Origin of the sequence: Spongiibacter nanhainus (assembly GCF_016132545.1) — a bacterium.
In the GTDB taxonomy this organism is placed as follows: domain Bacteria; phylum Pseudomonadota; class Gammaproteobacteria; order Pseudomonadales; family Spongiibacteraceae; genus Spongiibacter; species Spongiibacter nanhainus.
Genome location: NZ_CP066167.1, coordinates 204,526 through 221,576 on the forward strand (window position 1 = coordinate 204,526; position 17,051 = coordinate 221,576).

16 protein-coding genes are annotated in these 17,051 nt (G+C 57.5%); 9 read left to right on the forward strand and 7 right to left on the reverse strand.

The window, feature by feature from the left end; all coding sequences use genetic code 11:
- Positions 1-111 precede the first annotated feature (111 nt).
- The gene (locus I6N98_RS01015; RefSeq protein ID WP_198569978.1) at positions 112-366 is read right to left on the reverse strand and encodes a DUF2164 domain-containing protein; all 255 of its coding nucleotides are present in this window, start codon (positions 364-366) and stop codon (positions 112-114) included.
- Between the two features lie 251 nt (positions 367-617).
- Here I6N98_RS01015 and nadN point away from each other — a divergent pair, with 251 nt between their 5' ends.
- Together nadN and I6N98_RS01025 are read left to right on the forward strand one after the other, a co-directional pair.
- Positions 618-2,612, forward strand: a complete 1,995-nt coding sequence (nadN, locus tag I6N98_RS01020; RefSeq protein WP_232787421.1) for an NAD nucleotidase — start codon at positions 618-620, stop codon at positions 2,610-2,612.
- A gap of 197 nt (positions 2,613-2,809) precedes the next feature.
- On the forward strand, positions 2,810-3,586 hold the full coding sequence (locus I6N98_RS01025) for a sulfite exporter TauE/SafE family protein (protein WP_198569979.1): 777 nt from the start codon (positions 2,810-2,812) through the stop codon (positions 3,584-3,586).
- Here the strand turns inward: I6N98_RS01025 and I6N98_RS01030 are convergent.
- The 6 genes from I6N98_RS01030 to ectA all read right to left on the reverse strand — a co-directional run bounded on the left by I6N98_RS01030 (position 3,552) and on the right by ectA (position 9,901).
- Positions 3,552-4,991 (reverse strand): sodium/proline symporter, encoded by a 1,440-nt coding sequence (locus I6N98_RS01030; RefSeq protein ID WP_198569980.1) that lies wholly within the window; start codon positions 4,989-4,991, stop codon positions 3,552-3,554. The two genes, I6N98_RS01025 and I6N98_RS01030, sit on opposite strands and share 35 nt — an antisense overlap.
- Before the next feature lie 63 nt (positions 4,992-5,054).
- On the reverse strand, positions 5,055-5,969 hold the full coding sequence (locus I6N98_RS01035; protein WP_198569981.1) for a TPR end-of-group domain-containing protein: 915 nt from the start codon (positions 5,967-5,969) through the stop codon (positions 5,055-5,057).
- Complete coding sequence (locus I6N98_RS01040; RefSeq protein ID WP_198569982.1) at positions 5,957-7,396, reverse strand: aspartate kinase; 1,440 nt, start codon at positions 7,394-7,396, stop codon at positions 5,957-5,959. Before I6N98_RS01040 ends, I6N98_RS01035 begins: the two co-directional genes overlap by 13 nt.
- A gap of 117 nt (positions 7,397-7,513) precedes the next feature.
- Complete coding sequence (locus I6N98_RS01045) at positions 7,514-7,915, reverse strand: ectoine synthase (RefSeq protein WP_198569983.1); 402 nt, start codon at positions 7,913-7,915, stop codon at positions 7,514-7,516.
- 117 nt (positions 7,916-8,032) lie between these two features.
- Complete coding sequence (gene ectB / locus I6N98_RS01050) at positions 8,033-9,304, reverse strand: diaminobutyrate--2-oxoglutarate transaminase (protein ID WP_198569984.1); 1,272 nt, start codon at positions 9,302-9,304, stop codon at positions 8,033-8,035.
- A 111-nt stretch (positions 9,305-9,415) separates the two neighbouring features.
- The gene (ectA, locus tag I6N98_RS01055; protein ID WP_232787422.1) at positions 9,416-9,901 is read right to left on the reverse strand and encodes a diaminobutyrate acetyltransferase; all 486 of its coding nucleotides are present in this window, start codon (positions 9,899-9,901) and stop codon (positions 9,416-9,418) included.
- A 278-nt stretch (positions 9,902-10,179) separates the two neighbouring features.
- On the opposite strand from ectA, the gene I6N98_RS01060 reads away from it, so the two are divergent.
- The 7 genes from I6N98_RS01060 (at position 10,180) to I6N98_RS01090 (ending at position 17,037) form a co-directional block, all read left to right on the forward strand.
- The gene (locus I6N98_RS01060; RefSeq protein WP_198569986.1) at positions 10,180-10,701 is read left to right on the forward strand and encodes a MarR family winged helix-turn-helix transcriptional regulator; all 522 of its coding nucleotides are present in this window, start codon (positions 10,180-10,182) and stop codon (positions 10,699-10,701) included.
- Between the two features lie 32 nt (positions 10,702-10,733).
- Positions 10,734-11,105 (forward strand): c-type cytochrome, encoded by a 372-nt coding sequence (locus I6N98_RS01065; RefSeq protein WP_198569987.1) that lies wholly within the window; start codon positions 10,734-10,736, stop codon positions 11,103-11,105.
- Between the two features lie 184 nt (positions 11,106-11,289).
- On the forward strand, positions 11,290-12,255 hold the full coding sequence (locus I6N98_RS01070; RefSeq protein WP_232787423.1) for a YbgA family protein: 966 nt from the start codon (positions 11,290-11,292) through the stop codon (positions 12,253-12,255).
- Entirely contained in the window at positions 12,252-13,619 is a 1,368-nt protein-coding gene (locus tag I6N98_RS01075; protein WP_198569988.1) for a cryptochrome/photolyase family protein, read from the forward strand. The genes I6N98_RS01070 and I6N98_RS01075 overlap by 4 nt, the downstream gene beginning before the upstream one ends.
- Before the next feature lie 96 nt (positions 13,620-13,715).
- Entirely contained in the window at positions 13,716-14,264 is a 549-nt protein-coding gene (locus I6N98_RS01080; protein ID WP_198569989.1) for an ATP-dependent zinc protease family protein, read from the forward strand.
- Complete coding sequence (locus tag I6N98_RS01085) at positions 14,261-15,796, forward strand: inactive transglutaminase family protein (protein ID WP_198569990.1); 1,536 nt, start codon at positions 14,261-14,263, stop codon at positions 15,794-15,796. Before I6N98_RS01080 ends, I6N98_RS01085 begins: the two co-directional genes overlap by 4 nt.
- Positions 15,796-17,037, forward strand: coding sequence for an alpha-L-glutamate ligase-like protein (locus I6N98_RS01090; RefSeq protein ID WP_232787424.1), 1,242 nt, complete (start codon positions 15,796-15,798; stop codon positions 17,035-17,037). The genes I6N98_RS01085 and I6N98_RS01090 overlap by 1 nt, the downstream gene beginning before the upstream one ends.
- Positions 17,038-17,051: the final 14 nt, after the last annotated feature.

Sequence of the window (17,051 nt, forward strand, 5' to 3'; positions counted from 1 at the left end):
AAAAATCAGCGGAATTTGCGAAATTCCTTGATTTTTACGGGCTCGCCTAGGCTTACAGCCTGTGGCGGCACATCCATGTGCCGCTATTAATTCGGCTAAAAGCTTGCCGATTTAATAGCTGCCGCCGGTGGGTTTCTCCAACTGATAAAGGGCGTCGCTGATATCTTCCAGCTTATCGTTCAATAGGGCCTGGGCGTCGTAGAGGCCGCGATTGTAGAAATAGCCACCGATTTCTTCAGCAAAAAATTCCAGCAGGAACTGGGCGTCAAACTGGCCCAGCTCCTGATCCAACTCTTCACGAAAATACAGCTGAATCCTGCCGGTAATGGCAGCCAGCTCCTCTTTTGAAAAGGTAATGTCGGCCATGTCGACTCGCTCCGGTTTGAATGGTGGGCTCCACCTTATCGCCTCCTCGCCAGGGATAACAGCGCTTGGGTAATCACAGTTTTTTTGGGGCTTGAGCGGCGTTAGCTGCACAGTAGGTTTCACAAAAAATTCACGCAGAGCGTCGATTTGGTCGGCGAGATTTCATTTTTCATTGCGAGACTGTGGCGATGGCCAGTGGTGCGTCCGCGGTCTGGTCCTCTAACAACACTGCCAAGTAGTAGGAGTTTGCAATGAATCACTTTAGTAAAGCGGCCTTAGCGCTAGTGCTGAGTGCTGGTGTCTTGACCGCCTGTGGTGGCGATGATGGTGATCGCGGCCCGCAAGGCGAAAAAGGTGACCCCGGTACATCCGGGCAACCAGGCCAGCAAGGGCCGGAAGGTCCACAAGGCCCCGCCGGTGAAGATGCCCGTCGCGCCATGGATCTCACCATCCTGCACATGAATGACCATCACTCCCACATTACCGCAGACAGTTTTGACTTCGATGTATCGGGGTTGGATTTGAGCGCGACTATTGAGGGCGGCGGCCCGGTAAGCGAGATCGAAGTCGCTTACGGTGGTTTCCCGATGATGGTGAGCTTGTTCAATACGCTGGCGGGTCAAAACGAAAACGTGTTGAAGCTGCACGCTGGGGATGCTATCACCGGTACCTTGTTCTATACCCTGTTCTCCGGCGCTGCCGACGCGGCGGTGATGAACCAAATCTGTTTTGACGCCTTTGCACTGGGTAACCACGAATTTGATGATGGCGACGCCGGTTTAGCCAAGTTCCTCGACGCCCTGAATTCCACAGCCTGTGAAACACCCGCGTTGGCGGCCAATGTGGTGCCCGGCGCCAGCTCGGCGATAGCCAGCGGCTATATTCAGCCCTACACTATCCTTGAACGCAGCGGGCAGCAAATTGGCATTATCGGTATCGACATTGCCGGCAAGACCAAAAATTCCTCCCAGCCAGATGCCGATACCCAGTTCCTGGACGAAACCACCACGGCGCAACAGTATATTGACGAGCTGGAAGGCCTTGGCGTGGATAAAATCATTCTGCTGACCCACTACCAATATCAGCAAGACCTGGCCCTGGCAGCAAACCTCAGCGGTGTGGATGTCATCGTCGGTGGTGACTCCCACACCCTGTTGGGCAGCGACACCTACAGTGATCTGGGCTTTAATCCTATTGCTCCATATCCAGCGCAAGTGTCTAACAGTGACGGTGAGCCGGTGTGCGTGGTTCAGGCTTGGGAGTACGCCCATATCATGGGTAAGTTGAATGTCTCCTTCGATGATGACGGCGTGGTCACCCACTGTGGTGGGCAAACCTACATGCCCATCAGCAACAGCTTCAGCTACGAATTTAACGACGATGAAAACCGCACTTTAAACAGCAACGACACCTTTGCGGTGACCCAGGCGCTCACCGGCTACCCCGAAGTGGCCGTAACACAGGCGGACGCCAGCACTGCGGACTTGGTGGAGTTTTTTGACTCGCAAACCGAAGAGCTGCGTCAAACTGTGATTGGCAGCGTCGCCAGCGATTTATGCCTGGAGCGCTTCCCCGGTCAAGGCCGGTCCACCATCTGTGATGTTAGCCTCACCGCTAATATGGGTAGCGACATTTCCAATATTGTGGCCAAGGCCTTTATGACGGTAACCCCCACTGCGGATATTGGCATCCAGAATGGTGGCGGTGTCCGTGTGGACGTCCCAGCCGGTGACTACACTATCGCCGATGCCTATACCCTGCTGCCCTTCAGCAATACTCTGGTTACCCTGGAGATGACTGGCCAGCAAATCATCGATGTCTTGGAAGATGCCCTGGCCAATGCGCTGGATAACGGCGGCTCGACGGGTTCCTACCCCTATGCATCCGGTCTGCGCTACAACATCGACGCCTCTCAGGTAGCGGGTAGCCGAGTCAGCAATGTTGAAGTGAACCCCCGAGTCGCTGGCAACTGGACGCCCATCGATACCGCGGCCACTTACACTGTGGTCACCAACGACTTTATTGCCTCAGGCCAGGACGGCTATCTGGCCTTTAAGCCCATCTACGACGCCGGCAACTTTGTGGATACCTTTACCGAGTACGCCCAGGGTTTTGTGGACTACGTTGAGGCCCTCAACGAAGCCGGCCAGTCAGTGGATAAACTGCCCGCCGCGGAATACTCCACGCAAAACTACATTGGTGCTGACGGGTGTGATCACAGCACCGGTGCCTGTAGCGGGTTTTAAATTTTTGCGTGGTAGCGTAATCGGTCTAAACACGTCGAGCGGATTAAAGGCCCTCATTTGAGGGCCTTTTCTGTATCCGCGTACCCAACTTAGAAGTAGTCAATAACGTCGATTAAGGTCGGAAATGCTACCGCAATGTTGGCGGAAGTTACCGGCTGATCGTACAATCTCCGGCTTTCTCTCCTGTTGTATCCCTCATGACCGAACTCGCAGTGTACCAGTACCTTCTTATCGGCCTGATTTTTATCTGGAGTGGCTTTGTGCGCTCGGGTCTGGGTTTTGGTGGTGCGGTGTTGTCGCTGCCCTTTTTGTTGCTGGTGCACGACGAACCGCTAGTGTTCCTGCCGATCATCTCGGTGCACTTGTTGGTGTTTTCTTCTCTAACCATCGCCATGAATAACCGTCATGCGGTGGCCGGGGGTGGGGCAGAATCCGTCAGTACCGTGGATTGGGCGTACTTGCGGCGCATTTTACCCATCATGATTGTGCCCAAATTGGTTGGCGTGGTTGGGCTGATTACCCTGCCGGGTGGGGTGTTGAGTGCGATTATCTTTGTGATCGTGTCGGTGTACTCGCTGACCTATATCTTCAATCGCCCTTTTCGCAGTCGCAGCCCCTTTGTCGATGTGCTGTTTTTGGTGGTGGGGGCTTATATCAGTGGCACGTCCTTGATCGGCGCACCATTGATTATCGCAGTGATGGCCCAGCATGTGGCTCGGGAAAAGTTGCGGGATACCCTATTGGCGCTGTGGTTTATTATGGTGGGGATCAAGCTGGTGGCCTTTATCTGGGCCGGTGTCGATCTGCAGTTAGTGCATCATTTGTGGTTGCTGCCCTGCGCGGCAGTGGGCCATGTGATCGGACTGAGGGCCCACAACAAAATGTTGCAGGCCGAGACGCCGACGTTTTTCCGGATTGTCGGCGCGGTACTGCTCACGGTTAGCGTGCTTGGGATGTGGCAGTCGCTGGCTTAGTGGCTTTTTGGTCGCCAAAAATCAGGCTCAGTATCCAGAAGCACAGCAGGCCGGCGAGGATGCCGGGCAACCCTTCGTACACCATCAGGTGCAGGTCCAGCAGTCGCCACAACAGGGCGACACCAATGCCGGTGGCGCTCATGGCAATGGCAATGCCCTGACTGGGGCGTCGGCCGGCGATCAGCACCAAAAGCATGGGCACAAAGGCGCTGGCCAGCCCCGACCAGGCCATGACCACCATACCGAATACGCTTTGGGAGCTGAGCAGGGCCCAGCCCAGAGCGAGGGCGGTCACCACGAAGGTAGCGGTTTTAATCAGTATGGGCTTTTCGATTTGCTGGGGCAGCAAGTCGTGGGTCAGTGCGGCGGAAGAGGACAGAACCAGCGAGTCCGCCGTCGACAGTGTGGCGGCAAAGACCCCGGCCAGGATCAGGCCGACCATCACCGGCGGCAGTAGCTCCTGGGCCATGGTGGGCAGGGCCAGTTCGGCGTCGAAATTGCCAATTTCCGGCAGATAGATTTTGGACAGCAGGCCGACAGAGGTCGCCATCAAGTAGAAGGCGGTGAACCACAGGTAGTACCACACCCGGGCGCGGTTCATTTGGCCCACATCGTCAAGGGTCATAAAGCGCACCATCACATGGGGTTGGCCAGCGACGGAGAGCCCCGCAAACAGCCAGCCCACCGCAAATAATACCGCGCCGGTAAAGCCGGGGAAGGCGAGGTCTTCGGGGAACCAGTTCATGTACTGAGGTACGCTATGGAGTTGATCCAGGGTGGCGCTCATGCCGCCCAGGTTGGCAACGGCGACCCACAGCAGCACGCCCATGGCGGTAATCATCACGATGGATTGGGCGGCGTCGGTCCAGATCGAGGCACGGATGCCGCCCGCCAGACAATAGAGGGTGACCAGTACCGCGCCCACCACCGCGCCGCTCCACAGGGGCCAGTCGAACAATACGTGAAGTGCTTTGCTGCCTGCCAATAGCTGGGCGGCGGCGTAGGATAACAGTAGCAGCATGGAGAGTAGTGCGGCCAGGCGCTGGTAGCCGGGCAGAGCGTTGTGCCATTGGCTGAGCACGCCGATATAGCTCACCTCTCCGGTTTTGGCGGTGGCCTCACGCAGTTTGCGGTGCACCAGCTGAGAGGCGATAAAATCGCCGACGATCCAGCCCACCATCATCCAAAACGCCGACAGTCCGACCGTATAGGTGTACCCGATGACGCCGATGAACATATAGCCGCTGTTGTTCGTGGCGACTGCCGACAGCCCCACCAGCCAGGGCTTAACGGTATTGCTGGCCAGGTAGTAGTCGTCGCTGCGGTGGGTGTTGGCGTAGAGGGATGACAGGCCGATCAGCACAAAGGCGGCGAGAAAGGCCAGAAAACTCCAGGCGGTAACCATAGATACTCCATTGTTGTTGCCGCCCCGTCGTTTTGATAATTGGGCTTGAAATAATCGGGCGGCTTAGCTTGGTTTTTCTATTGTTGGATCGAGGATTTCGTGAATCGCCGGGTGGTCTCGCAGCGGCTCCAATTCGCTATCGCGCCACAGTTCATCGCGATAGATTTCTGTCTGCTCCACGGCCTTGCCAAAGTAGCGGGCGGCCTCGTCGGTATTGCCCAGTCGCGCATAGGCGCAGGCCAGTTGATAGAAGGCGTGGCCGTTGTGCTCGTCCTGGGCCAGGGCCTGGTGACACAGGTTAACCGCCCATTGGGGTTCGCCTTGCTCCAGGGCCGCATCGGCCTTGTAGGTAATGGCTTCCACGTCGTTGGGGCGAATAGCCAGAATTTGGTCGTAAACTGCGATTTTACCGGCCGGACTGTTTTCCTGGGTCGCTCGCAACCATAGTGAGTGAATTTCCTGGGTGCGATTGATCTCCTCTCGGTTTGACTCGATGTGGGCGGTTTCTTGCTTGAGCTGCTTCTCGATGGCCCGCAGGCGATTTTCATATTCTTCCACCAGTTCGGAAACTTGCTCGTTGGCAACGCTGTGGACCTTGTCCTTGATGTCCCGGATGGAGCTCCAGCCAATAAGGACTAGGGCCGAGCTGACGCCGGCGATCAGGTAGAAGAAATAGGTGACGGTGTTGGTGGAGTAGCTGACCGCTTTGTCGGCGGCGGCCAGTTCCCGGTCCACCACTTCCTGGGTGAGCTCCCGGTGCTTGCGCTCCATGTCGATGCGCAGCGAGCGGACCTCGTCGAGCAGGTAACGCTCAATAAAAGGCGAATACAGGGGCTCTTTCAGCTCCTCAATATGCTGATCGAGCCTGGGGTCTTCGACAGATTGTGGTTGTTGCGAGTTTGAAGGCTGCTGGGCCAGCGCGATAGCGCTGGATAATCCCAGCAGTATCAGCAGTCCAGCCCTGGTCAGGCTGCGCATATGGCATCTCCGTGATCGTGGACTTCTACCAGGCAGCGGTGCAGGCTGGCAACCGCTTCCTCATAGTCATCTTCGTTGATCACGAACTGCATATCCACCTGCCGCATGGATTGATGCATGGCCAGCACGCTGATGTCGGCTGACGCCAGCGCAGAAACCGTTTTGGCCAGCATGCCAGGTACCTGCATATCGCTGCCGATGGCAGAGACAATGGCGACCTTGCGGGTGCTCACTTCTGCGGTAGGAAATTCCTCGCTGACCGCCTTGACGATCCGCTTCACGGTTTTCAGGCTGGTGCCCAAATAGTGGGTGATGGTGTTGGCGTTGATGTCCTTAGTGATCACCGTGGCCTTGAAACGCTCGATGGAGCTGAGGATTTTTTGCTCATACTGCCACAGCGAGCCCACCATGTCCTGATCGAACACCTCCAGGGCGTAGACCTGCTTGCGGCCGGCAATAATTTCCACGCAGGGGCGTTCGCTGCGGTAGTCACCGTCGATCAGCGTGCCGTTGTGTTCGGGCTCAAAGGTATTTTTCACCCGCAGCGGGATGTGGTCTTTGCGCAGCCCCTTGGCCGCACGGGGGTGGATGGCCTCCATGCCCAAGTTGGCCAGCTGGTCGGCCACGTCGTAGTTGGTGCGACCGATGGGCACCACCTTGTCGGCACCCACCAAGCGGGGGTCGGCACTACTGAGGTGATACTCTTTGTGAATAATCGCTTCGGCGGCGCCGCTTTTTACTGCTAGGCGGCTAAAGGTCATTTCGCTGTAGCCCCGGTCAAAAGTGGCCATCAAGCCCTCTTTGCAGTAGGCATAGCCGGTGACAATGGGCAGCTCCTCGTCGACTTTGATCTTGTCCAGCTCCCGCTGGATGTGGTCATCGAGGGGAATCGCCTCTTCCATGCGCCAGCCGGACAGGTCGACAAAGCGGGCGTTGATGCCGTCCCGTTGCAATAGTTTAGCTGTGTTCCAGGCGCTGTGGACCTCGCCGATGCTGGCCAGCATTTCCCGCACGGTCAGCAGGTGGTCTTCCAGTTCAAAGTGGCCGTGCTGACACAGGCGGTGCAAGTTGTCCATGCAGCGCTCGGCTTCCAATAGACGGCCTTCGATAAACTTGTTGGCCTCGTCCAGCTGGTCGGCGTCTTGAAACAGCTCGCTGTTGATCTTGCGCAGTTCGTTACCGACGTTAACCAGCGCCTCCCGCCACAGGGCTTCGCTGCCTTCTTGGTCGGCGAACAGGCCATAGACGCCGGGGTTGCCGTTGCGCTTGTTTTCCAGCAGCAAATCGGTCACACCGCCGTAGGCGGATACCACAAAAATGCGGTTGTACAAAAAGCCGTCTTTGGCGCCGGCGATGATGATGTTGTCGCGTACAGCGGCGTAATCACTCATCGAAGTGCCGCCAATTTTCTCTACGCTATGTGACATGCTTGTCTCCGTTGATTGGCTTGTTGCCCAATCAGTTGTGGGGCGGCTCGGCGCCCCGAATGAATATCTTGCAAAAATACTAGCTTACAAACAATAGAGTGCGAGGCCTGGGCCGATTTACTCGCCGATTGCCTCTGCCTCAAGAGGGTACACGCCGTTTTCGTCGTGAACCTCTTTGCCGGTCAGCGGTGGGTTGAACACGCAGGCCAGCTTCATATCTTCACTGCCGCCGCGCAGCAGGTGCTTGTCGTGTTGGTCGAGGATATAAAGCGTGCCGGGCTCAATTTTATAAATCTTGCCATCGGCGACCGTTTCCACCTCGCCATTGCCTTCCATGCAGTACACCGACTCCAGGTGGTTCTGGTAGTGAATCGGCGTTTCAGTGCCGGCAAAGATGGTGGTGATATGGAAGGAGAAGCCCATGTTGTCGTCTTTTAGCGACATGCGCACGCTTTGCCAGTTGCCGCCATCGATTTTACGGGGAGAGTTTTCGCAGTCCTTCAGAGTTCTTACGATCATTGTGTGATGATGTCCTGTTTCAGTTCGTGTCGTTCCCGGGGCGCGCAGTGCGACGGAGACCGGGCTTGTAAAAACGCCCGGCGGGCCGGGCGTGACGAAATTGTTGGCAGCGGCGGCTTACGATGCCTCGCGGTCTACCGCTTTACCCAGTACTTCGGCAAAGGCCTCGGACATGATGTCCAGGCCGCGCACCAGCTCTTGCTTGTCGATAGTCAGCGGGCAGAAGCACTTGACCACCTGGCCGTGGTTACCACAGGTTTCAATAACCAAGCCCCGCTCAAAGCAGGCTTTGCCAATGGCATCGGCAGTGTCGCCGTCGGCAACAGCCAGGCCCTGCATCATGCCGCGGCCGCGGGGGGTGACAGACACGCCGTGGCGGTCGGCAATTTTCTTGAAGCGGTGGCTGACGATGGCGGATTTTTCGACCACTTCTTTAGAGAAGCTGTCATCTTTCCAGAAATGACGAATCGCCGCCGCCGCCGTGACAAAGGCGTGGTTGTTGCCACGGAACGTACCGTTGTGCTCACCGGGTGCCCACACGTCCAGGTCGGGGCGCAGCATGACGACCGCAAAGGGCAGACCGTAGCCGCTCAGCGACTTGGACATGGTAATAATGTCTGGCTTGATGCCGGCAGGCTCGAAGCTGAAGAATGTGCCGGTGCGACCACAGCCAGCCTGGATGTCATCCACAATCAGCAGAATCTCGTGCTTGCGGCACAGTTTTTCCAAGCCTTTCAGCCACTCGTTGTTGGCCACGTTCAGGCCACCTTCGCCCTGGACTGGCTCGACGATCATCGCCGCTGGCAGGTCGACACCGGAAGAGGGGTCAGTCAGCAACTTGTCGATCATTTTCAGGCTGTCGACGTCGCGACCGTGGTAGCCACAGAAAGGCATGCGGGCGATATCGCCCAGTGCCACGCCGGCACCGCCGCGGTGATGGCTGTTACCGGTGGCGGCCACGCTACCCAGGGTCACGCCGTGGAAGCCGTTGGTAAAAGATACGATAGTGTTGCGACCGGTCACTTTGCGGGCCAGCTTCATCGCCGCTTCAACCGCGTTGGTGCCGGTGGGGCCGGTGAACTGGAAGGTGTATTCCATGTCCCGAGGCGCAAGAATCACTTCGTTAAAGGCCTTCAAAAAGTCGGCTTTGGCCGCGGTGTGCATATCCAGACCGTGGGTGATGCCGTCGCGCTGAATGTACTCGATCAGCGCTTCTTTCAATACCGGGTGATTGTGGCCGTAGTTCAGCGTGCCGGCACCCGCCAGAAAGTCCAGGTACTGGTTGCCGTCCTGGTCATAGAGGTGCTCGCCCTGGGCCTTGTCAAAGACCACTGGGAATGAACGTGCGTAGCTCTGAACTTCTGATTCGAGTTGGTCAAAAATAGTCATAATACTGTCCTCTTGGCTGCGTTTGCCTTGCCGTTTGGTTTTGCGATTTCGTTAAAGTCGTGACGTTAATCCGTGCCCAACCGGGCTTTCACCGTTGCTATCTGTTAACGACTAGCTGGTGAAGGGGCCAATACGCAGCAATGCCTCGCTGTCGTGGTGGCCGTAGAAGTGCTTGTCCTTGTCAAACCAGATGTCGTGCTTCAGCTCGGCACCCTTATCCCGGGCGAAACTGCGAAACAGAGCCCATGACGCCTCGTTGTCCGGCGTGATGGTGGTTTCCAGGTGGGTGAGGGCGGCGCACTCGGGGCGATCGATAATGGCGTGCATCATCTTTTTGGCCAGGCCGCGCCCGCGCTGGCTGCTGTCCACCACAACCTGCCACAGAAAATAGGTATCTGGCTTGCCGGGCGGTACGTAGCCGGAGATAAAGCCGACCAGTTTGCCGTCTTCCTCGACGGCAACTGAGGTATCGGCAAAGTGGGTGCACTGCAGCAAATTACAGTAAACCGAGTTGGGATCCAGAGGCGGGCTGTTCTCCACCAGCTGGTTCAATGGAAAGCCGTCTTCCGCTGTGGGTTTGCGAAAAACGAGGTTCAAGGCGTCCGTAGGCGTCTCTTGATTTGATTTCAACACAATTGTTTTGTGTTCATAATATTTTTGCCTCAAAAGCCCGTGTGATAAGGCGTTGGCGCCGATATGACACCGCTTTAAAGCAAATTTATGAACCCAACCTCCCTGACAAATGCTTAGTACACGATGTATTATAGCGGCTTCGGACGTTATTTTTCAAACTACACAATGGATTGGTTGGTATTTTTACGGTGCATAAATCGATGCTGAGCACTAAAATCGCGCCTCTACGAGAGGTAAGCCAGATGTCAGACCGCCATATAGAAGAAGTGCTGATTGCCCTGCGCCGGGTGACCCGCGCGGTTGACCTGCATTCCAAACACTTGATGAAAACCTCGGGCCTGACCGCGCCCCAGATGATGATTTTGCAAATCCTGCGGGATCACGGTGATGCCATCATCAGCGATATCGCCAAGCGGGTGAACCTGAGTCAGGCAACGGTGACCAGCATTATCGACCGCCTGGAAAAGCGGAATCTGGTAGTGCGTGAACGCTCCAGCCAGGACAAGCGCAAGGTCTACGCCTGCCTGACGGAAGAGGGTGCGGAGATCATTCGCAACGCGCCCACGCCGCTACAGGAGTATTTCAAGCGCCAGTTTCGAGATCTGCAGGACTGGGAACAGTTGCAAATCATCAGTTCCCTGCAGCGGGTGGCGCAAATGATGGACGCTCAACACATTGACGCAGCACCGCTGCTGGATGTGGGCGCCATTGATCGCCAGTACGAAGACGACAAGCCCCGTTTCGGTTTTGAGGACAGCAAGTGAAGCGAGTCTTTTTATTGCTATGGCTATTCGCAATGGCTTTAGCTATCGCGGCGTGTGGCCCGTCGCCTGAGACCGCGCCGGCGGCAGCGCCGGGTGCTGGCGATAGCGCCAACACGGCCAGTACGCAGAGTGACCCTCGGCGGCGCATGCCTGTTGATGAGGGGCTCAAGGCTAAGTATATTCAGAGCTGTTATTCCTGCCACAGCGGCGGCGTCAATGGCGCCCCACGCAGTGGTGTGTGGTCGGAATGGCAGCCGCGCTTTTCCCAGGGGATGGAAGTGCTGGTAAGCAATACCCGCCACGGCATCCGCGCCATGCCGCCCAAGGGCATGTGCGTCAATTGCAGCGACGAGGACTATCGAGCGCTGATTCTGTTTATGGCCAATCCCCCCGAGACTCCCTAAGCCGATTTTCTACATTGTGCTGATTTTGTTCCGCTTCTTTTATGGGGGCGCGAGGGATCGTGTGCGGCGCAGGAGATCTGCGCTGCGGGCATCATCGTAGAGTGCCGGGTGTAGGCGGCGAGTCCCGAGTGGCTGATTACGCGCTACACTGAGGTCAGTGTTTTCTGATAATGATGGTGTTTTTATGGGGGTTGTGAACATGGAGCTGCCGCAGCCGATTCGCATTGGTATCAGTGCGTGTTTGATGGGGGAGGAAGTCCGCTACGACGGCGGCCACAAGCGCTTCCCCTTTGCCACTGACGAATTGAGTCGCCACTTTGAGTTTGTGCATGTCTGTCCTGAGCAGGCGATCGGCATGGGTGTGCCGCGTCCCACTATTCGCCTGGTGGGCGACCCCGACCAGCCCCGTTTGCAGGGCACCCAGGATGCCAGCCTGGATGTGACCGAAAAAATGCAGGTCTTCGCCCGGGATACTGCACAGAAACTCGACCATATCAGCGGTTATATCTTTTGCGCCAAGTCACCCAGCTGCGGCATGGAGCGTGTGCCGGTGGTGTCTGAGAAGGGCAATGGCCTGGGTAAGGTCGGCGTCGGCGTTTACGCTCGGGAGCTAATGGCGGCCCACCCGCTGCTGCCGGTGGAGGAGAATGGCCGGCTCAATGACCTGCAGCTGCGGGAAAACTTTGTGCTGAGGGTGGTTGCCTACGCCCGCTGGCAGGCGCTGGAGGCCGAAGGTATGACGGCTGCCGGCCTGCAGACTTTTCACCGCCGACACAAATTCTTGTTGTTGGCTCACAATCAGCAGATCTATCGGGAGCTGGGGCCCTTGGTAGCGGGGGCTGATGACGTTGAAGCCGCGGCAAACGAATATATCCAACGTTTTATGGCGGCGTTGAAAAAACCGGCCAATCCTCGCAATCACCGCAATGCATTAATGCATATCCAGGGCTTTTTCAAAAATCACTTGGAGAAAGAAGACCGGGAGCGCTTGTCTGAAGTGATCGCCGACTACGCGGCGGGATTGTTGCCGCTACTGGTGCCTCTGGAAATGCTGTCGTTATTCTTGGAGAAGTACCAAATCGACTACCTACAGGATCAATATTACTTCAATCCCTACCCCCGTGATCTGAAGTTACGGGTGGGCCTGTGACCACATTGGTTTGGTTTCGTCACGATCTCCGGACCCTGGACAACACGGCGTTAACCGAGGCCGCTAAGGCCGGAGAGGTGAGAGGTGTATACCTGTTATGCCCGGAGCAGCTCGATGAGCATGTGATCGCGCCCATCCGCCGCCATTATCTGCGTCGGGTGCTGGACGACCTGGCCGCCCAGATGGCTGCCTTGGGTATCCCCTTTGATATCGTGGAAGCTGGGCACTTTCGCAAGGTGCCTGAGCGGCTTGCCAGCTACTGCGATCAACACGGCATAGAGCGGGTCATTGCCCACCGGGAGTGGCTGGTGGACGAGCAGCGCCGGGATCAGGCCTGCGAGGCGGCGCTGCCGGTGCCTTTGACTCTGGTTGAAGACAATCTGCTGGGGGCGACCCAGGTAATGAAGGGCGACGGTGATCCCTACAAGGTGTTTACGCCCTTTTCGCGCCAGGCACGCCAGCACATTGCCAATGACTTCCCGGTTTGCCGTCGCCGCCCCAAGGCGCAGGGTAAGGCCTATGTCCCGGAAACCTGTCCGGTGTTTGGCGAGGAGGTCTCCTCGGCGTCCTGGCCGGCGGCCGAGGAGGCGGTGTTGTCACAGTTGCGGCGCTTTTGCGCCGAGCGGGCAGACGATTACAAGGCGGAGCGAGATTTCCCGGCTTTGGATAGTACCTCCCGGCTGTCCGCCGCGCTGGCGCTGGGGGTAATCAGTGCCCGCCAGTGTTTGTCGCGGCTGCGGGCCGAGTGCGGCGACAGCATCTGGGATGCCAAGTCCGGGCCCGGCAGTTGGATGAACGAGCTGCTGTGGCGGGAGTTCTACCGCTACATCGCCCATCACTACCCCCGGGTGGTGATGGGGCGGGCCTTTCAGGCCGAGACCGAAGCCCTCAACTGGGGCAACGACCAGGCCTTGTTCGAGGCCTGGCAGCAGGGGCAGACGGGCTATCCTGTTGTCGATGCCGCGATGCGGCAGCTGGCTCAGACCGGTTGGATGCACAACCGTCTGCGGATGATTGCCGCATCGTTTCTTTGCAAGCATTTGCATATCGACTGGCGCTGGGGCGAGCGCCATTTTCTCGAGCAGTTGATCGATGCCGACTTCGCTTCCAACAATGGTGGCTGGCAGTGGGCGGCCTCTACCGGCACCGACGCGGCGCCTTATTTCCGTATATTTAATCCCACCACCCAGGCCCAGAAGTTCGATCCCGATGGGCGCTTTATCATCCATTACGTTCCCGAGTTGAGTGGCTTGTCGGGCAAGGCGCTCTATCAGCCCGCCGCGATGGATAACTATCCGCCTCCCATTGTCGAACACCGCTGGGCCCGGGAAACCACGCTGGCGTTGTTCCAGGCTCTCAAGTAGTTACGCCGATTGGCGTAGTCCTGGCGTGCTCCACTGTGCTATTTTCAAAGCTATAACACGGCACGTGAGAATAGCCGGTCGGTAATAAGGGAAGCTATGTTCCGTCAAATTATTAAGACTTCAGTGCTGCTGGCGCTGGGACTGGGGAGTGCGGCCTGTTCGGCCCTGGATCAACGCCCGCTGTTTGGTATGCGGGAGTCGGTGTTTATCGAGGAGCTGGGGGAGTGTTATCCCGCCAAGATCGATACCGGCGCCGGTAGTGGCTCCCTCAATGCCATCAATATCACACTGGATAAAGGACCCAAAAAAGGGGACGATGTCGTCCACTTTGATCTGGTCTTGCCCGATAACAGCCTGCGCAGCATGAGTTTGCCCATTGTGAAGTACATCCGGGTGCAGCGCCGTGCCGCCGATGTGGAGGAGGGCGAGAAAGACTACAACCTGCGCCCCGCCGTGGCGGTGCACTTTGTGATTGGTGGTGTGAGCAGGCGAGTCGAAATCAATTTGGCCGATCGCCGCGGATTTGACTACCCGCTGCTGGTGGGGGCCAAGCCGCTGCGGGCCTTTGATGCGCTGGTCGATACCAGCGGTGAATATCTTCAGGGAGACTGTCCCGCATCTCAGCAAAAGGATGAGGCTAAATGAAGGGCGTGAAGGCGCATGTAAGGTTGATTGCCGCAGCTCTGCTGGTGGTGGGTGCGGTGACGACATTGTGGCAGATCTTTGCCCTGAATATACCGGTATCGGCCGAGACTACTGAGCCAGTGTGGGTGATCGATACCAAAATCAGCTTTCAGGCCCGCAGCAATTCGCCAGTGAAGGTGCAGATGTATTTGCCGCCAAGCTGGAGCAAATTTATCACCCTCGACGAAAGCTTTGTGGCGCGCAACTACGGCGTCAATGTCGATCAAATGGAGCATAACCGCCGGGCGGTATGGTCAGCGCGTCGAGCAGAGGGCAGTCAGCAGATGTTCTATCGGCTGATGCTGACCCAGCGCAGCAATGCGCGTTTCTCCGGAGAGGAGCCCGGCCCCCAATTTAGCGAGAGTCCCAAGTTAGAGGGCGCGGAAAAAGTCGCGGTGGAGGCATTGCTAAAGCCGATTCGTGAGCATTCTGCCGATATTGAAACCTTTATCCGCGAAGCCATTAAATTGCTCAATGACACCGATAACGACAATGCCCGGCTGCTGCTGCGCAACGACTATTCCGAGCGCAGCCGGACCCGGGTACTTGAGCTGTTACTGGCTTCGGCCCATATCCCGGTGGAGCAGGTGCACACGCTGCGGCTGATCAGTGGTAGCAGTCAGACGCCAGAGCTGTGGGTGCGCAGCTACAACGGTCAGCGTTGGCTATATTTTAATCCCGCCACCGGCGAGGAGGGGCTGCCTGAAGACCGTATTGTGTGGTGGACCGGCTCAGACCCCATCGCCAAGGTGGAGGGCGGTTATCGCCTGGACGTGGAAATCAGCGCTAACCAGCGCACTGTCAATTCCATTTCCCTGGCGCAGAGCATCGCCGAGAGCCGCGACGACAATGGTTGGGCGATGTCGATGTACAGCCTGCCGCTGCAGTCCCAGCACACCTTTGAGATTATCGTGATGATCCCGGTTGGGGTGATGCTGATTCTGCTCCTGCGCAATATCATTGGCATTGAAACACTGGGCACCTTTACCCCGGTGCTGATCGGCCTGGCCTTTCGGGAGACGCAGGTGCTGTGGGGGATTTTTCTATTCACCTTTATCTCGGCGCTGGGCCTGGGGCTGCGATCGTATCTTGAGCACTTACACTTGCAGCTGTTGTCCCGGCTGTCGGTGGTGCTGACCTTTGTGGTGATTGTAATGGCCTTGATTGCCGTGTTGGGCCATAAATTGGGTCTCGACCGAGGGCTGTCGATTGCGCTGTTCCCCATGGTTATTCTGACCATGTCCATCGAGCGCTTGTCTATTGTCTGGGAAGAGCGCGGCGGTATGCACAGCATCAAGGTAGGGATAGGTACTCTGTTTGCCGCCACCCTGGCGCACCTGATGATGAGCTACCCACCCTGGGTGTATTTTGTCTTTACCTTCCCGGGCACGCTGCTGGTGTTTATGGCGCTGATGCTGGCTCTGGGGCACTATCGCGGCTACCGCTTGATGGAGCTGTTCCGCTTTAAAGATATGGTCAGGGAGCCCGACTGATGTCGTTGATCACCACGTGGAAGTCACTGCGTGCCAAGGGCATTATGGGGATCAATCAGCGCAATGCGGACTATGTGCTGCGCTATAATTCCCGCCATTTGTATCCCCTGGTGGACGACAAAATCCGCACCAAGCTCAAGGCCATTGAGGCGGGTATCAACGTGCCGCCGCTGTATGGCATTGTCGATTCCGAGCAGAAAATCGGCCAGTTTGAAGAGCTTATCGCCGGTAAAAAGGACTTTGTCATCAAGCCCTCTCAGGGCGCCGGTGGCGACGGTATTATGGTGATCTCCGACCAGTTTGAGGGCTATTACCGTACAGCTGGCGGCCGCATGCTGACCCTGGAAGATATCGGCTTTCACCTGTCCGGTACGCTGTCGGGGATTTACTCCCTGGGCGGCCATCGGGATCGGGCCATGGTGGAGTATCGGGTGATTCCCGATTCGGTATTCAGTGCCATCAGCTATGAGGGCGTGCCGGATATCCGCATTATCGTGTTAAAGGGCTATCCGCTGCTGGCTATGCTGCGACTGCCCACTCGTCAGTCCGGGGGCAAAGCCAACCTCCACCAGGGCGCCATTGGGGTGGGGGTCGATCTGGCCACAGGCATTACCCTCGATGGTACCTGGCACAACAAGCGTATTCAGATTCACCCCGATACCGCCAATCCGGTGCGGGGCGTTCAGCTCCCCTACTGGGAAGGGTTTATGTCGCTGGCGACCCGCTGCTACGAGCTGACCGGCTTGGGTTACCTAGGGGTGGATATGGTGCTGGATCGGGACAAGGGACCGCTGATGCTGGAGCTCAATGCCCGTCCCGGTCTCAATATACAAATTGCCAACGATACGGGGCTGGCGGCGCGCTGCGCGCGGGTGGAAGAGGAAATCGCCCGGCTTGAGGCCAAAGGCATTGAGGCGAGCCCGGCCAAGCGTCTGGCCTTCTGTCAGCGGGAGTTCGCGGATGCCGGTTATGCATCGCTGAGTGTTGCCAGCAGTGTGGGTGACAGCGCTGCGGCTGATGCTGAAAGCGCTGCGGCCGATGCTGACAAGAAGAAGGAGAGCGGCGCGCCCCAACAGGACGTGGTCGAACCGAGTAAGGCGGCCAGCGAGCCCGAACCGGCTGTGGCAGTTGGCGACGATAGCGTCAGCGAGGAGCTTGCCCCCGCCGCCGAGTCATCGGCAGCGCAGAGCAAGGATGTCGATGTCGCGTCGCCTGATACGCCGCGGCAATTGACCTGGTAAACCCGCCTCGGGTT